The 2,781-nt window shown below is 65.3% G+C and carries 2 protein-coding genes and 1 tRNA gene; 2 read left to right on the forward strand and 1 reads right to left on the reverse strand.

What is annotated here, in order from left to right; genetic code table 11:
* On the reverse strand, positions 1–1,880 hold a 1,880-nt coding region (locus AC5RWT_RS36385), incomplete at its 3' end, for a UvrD-helicase domain-containing protein (protein WP_494084463.1).
* Between the two features lie 97 nt (positions 1,881–1,977).
* Here AC5RWT_RS36385 and AC5RWT_RS36390 point away from each other — a divergent pair.
* Entirely contained in the window at positions 1,978–2,610 is a 633-nt protein-coding gene (locus AC5RWT_RS36390) for a hypothetical protein (protein ID WP_494084464.1), read from the forward strand.
* Positions 2,611–2,709: 99 nt separating this feature from the next.
* Positions 2,710–2,781, forward strand: a tRNA-Arg gene (locus AC5RWT_RS36395).

Below are 2,781 nucleotides of genomic sequence, written 5' to 3' on the forward strand. Positions count from 1 at the left end.
GTCATGGAACGCTGGTGCGGGAAGACCCCGTGCTCCATACCGGTGAGGAAGACCACCGGGAACTCCAGCCCCTTGGCGGTGTGCAGGGTCATCAGCGTCACCACGCCCTGGTCCTGGGCGAACTGTGCCGCCTCGGCGTCCGGGGCGTCCGGGATCTGGTCGGCGTCGGCCACCAGCGCCACCTGTTCCAGGAACTCGGACAGCGACCCTTCCGGGTTGTCCCGTTCGTATTCGCGCACCACGGCCACGAGTTCGGCCAGGTTTTCCACCCGCGATTCGTCCTGCGGGTCGCTGCTCTGGCGCAGCATCGCCAGGTAGCCGGTCTGCTCCAGCACTGCTTCAAGCGCAGCAGCGGCGCCGGATCCGGCCGCGACCTCAGCCAGGTCATCGATCAGCTTGACGAAGCCGGCCACAGCCTTCACCGACCGGGTGGCCATGCCGGGCGCCTCCTCGGCACGGCGCAGCGCGTCCATGAACGACACGCGGTCCCGCTCCGCCAACGCGGCGACCGCGTACTCCGCACGGTCGCCGATTCCCCGCTTGGGTTCGTTGAGGATACGGCGCAAGTTGACGACGTCGTCCGGGTTCACCAGAACCCGCAGGTAGGCCAGCGCGTCCTTGATTTCCTTGCGCTCGTAGAAGCGCGTGCCGCCGACTACCTTGTAGGGCAGCCCCACACGGACCAGCAGGTCTTCAATCGAGCGCGACTGCGCATTGGTGCGGTAGAACACCGCAATGTCGCCGGGCCGGATCCCTTCGGAGTCCTGCAGCCTGTCGATCTCGTCCGTAATGAAGCGAGCCTCGTCGTGCTCGTTTTCGCCCACGTAGCCGATGATCTTTTCGCCATCGCCCTCGGCGGTCCACAGCCGCTTAGCCGGGCGGTTGGGGTTGCGCGAGATCACTGCGTTGGCCGCGGTCAGGATGGTCTGGGTGGAGCGGTAGTTCTGCTCCAGCAAAATGGTGCGCGCGCTGCCGTAGTCCTTCTCGAAATCAACGATGTTGCGCACGTCGGCACCGCGGAAGGCATAGATCGACTGGTCCGAGTCACCCACCACGGTCAGTTCGCCGGCGGGAACCGAGCCGTCCTCGGATTCCTGAGTGAGTTCCCGCACCAGCCGGTACTGGGCGTGGTTGGTGTCCTGGTATTCGTCCACGAGCACGTGGCGGAACCGGCGCCGGTAAGAGTCCGCAATCGCCGGGAATGCCTGGAAGATAAAGACCACCTGGGCGATCAAGTCATCAAAGTCCATCGCATTGGCCTGGCGCATCCGCTGCGTGTAACCGGTGTAGACCGAGGCCACGGCCTGCTCGAACGGGTCCGAATAGTTGGCGCTGGAAGCGTACGACTCGTCGTCGATCAATTCATTCTTCAGCGCCGAAATCTTGTGCTGGATGGACTTGGGCGGGAACCGCTTCGGGTCCAGATCCAGCCCCTTGGCCACCTGGCTGACCATTCGCAGGGTGTCGGCCGAGTCGTAGATGGAGAAGTTGGAGTTCAACCCCACATGCTTGGCCTCGCGGCGCAGGATTTTCACGCAGGACGAGTGGAAGGTGGAAATCCACATCCGCTTGGCCGGATCCCCCACCAGAGACTCGATCCGCTCGCGCATCTCGGCCGCTGCCTTGTTGGTGAACGTAATGGCGAGGATCTCGCCCGGCCGCGCGCGGCGGGTGGCCAGCAGGTACGCGATGCGGTGGCTGAGCACCCGGGTCTTGCCGGATCCGGCTCCGGCCACAATCAGCAGCGGGGAGCCGGCATGCTTGACCGCTTCCTCCTGCTGCGGGTTCAGCCCCGAGAGCAGCTCTTCGGCGCCGGGCAGATGCGGAGCGGGCGGAGAGGCAACGTGCGGATCAAAGGCCGGGTCGGTGAGGAAATCCATGGTGCCTTAAGTCTATTAGCCGCCACCGACACTGCGGGACGGGGACGGCGTCTTCCGCCCACGGCCGACGAGACACGGCCACCGGCATAATGGTCATATGTCCAAAACCCCAGCCCAGCGCGCGAAGAAGCACGGCGCATCGGCGGCCCCGGCCGCAGGCAGCGCCGCCGGGAAGGTACCCGGCAGCTCTGTTCCCGGCAGCACCCGGTCTCCCCAGCGTGCGTCCGGGAACGCCAACCTGATCGTCATCGCCGGCGCGGTGGTCTCGGCATTCCTGCTGGGGTACTCGTTCCTGCTGGTGATGCCACAGTTCTCCCAGTTGACCGGCGGGCTGGCCATGCCCGATACGCTCATCGGCGGCTACTCCACGGATTACGTCCAGCAGGTGCGTACCGCGTTCGGCGAAGACGGTGCCGGGCAGTACAACTACTGGCACAAGACGGCAGACACCATTTTTCCCCTGCTGTTTGGGTTTACGTGGCTGATCCTGCTGGGCCAGCAAATCCGCTTACGGCTCTGGCGCTGGCTGGCGTGGGCCGTCGTCGTCCTTTATGTGGTGGCGGATCTGGGCGAGAATGTCGCCGTCGACGCCATGCTGGCCACGGACCCGGTGGGCGACGCCTCGCTCGCAAGCTTCCTCACCGTTGCCAAATTCATTCTGTTCGGATTGAGCCTGATCGCGGCCGCAGTTGCAGTCTTCACGCGCCATCCCGCGCCGGACAGCCGCTAGCCCCGCAGCCTTGCATTCCGCGCTTGCCTTGGGGCGCCTTCCCTGCCGGAACCTTGTCCGCCCAGCGGGCCGCGCCGTTTAAGCTAAGCTTTTGGCGTTGCCCCCGTAGCTCAGGGGATAGAGCACCGCTCTCCTAAAGCGGGTGTCGGCAGTTCGAATCTGCCCGGGGGC

This window comes from Arthrobacter sp. Dra40, from assembly GCF_059091905.1.

Excerpts from the sequence above, each read along its gene's own strand:
- AC5RWT_RS36390 (WP_494084464.1), top strand. The coding sequence starts at position 1,978 with ATGTCCAAAACCCCAGCCCAGCGCGCGAAGAAGCACGGCGCATCGGCG.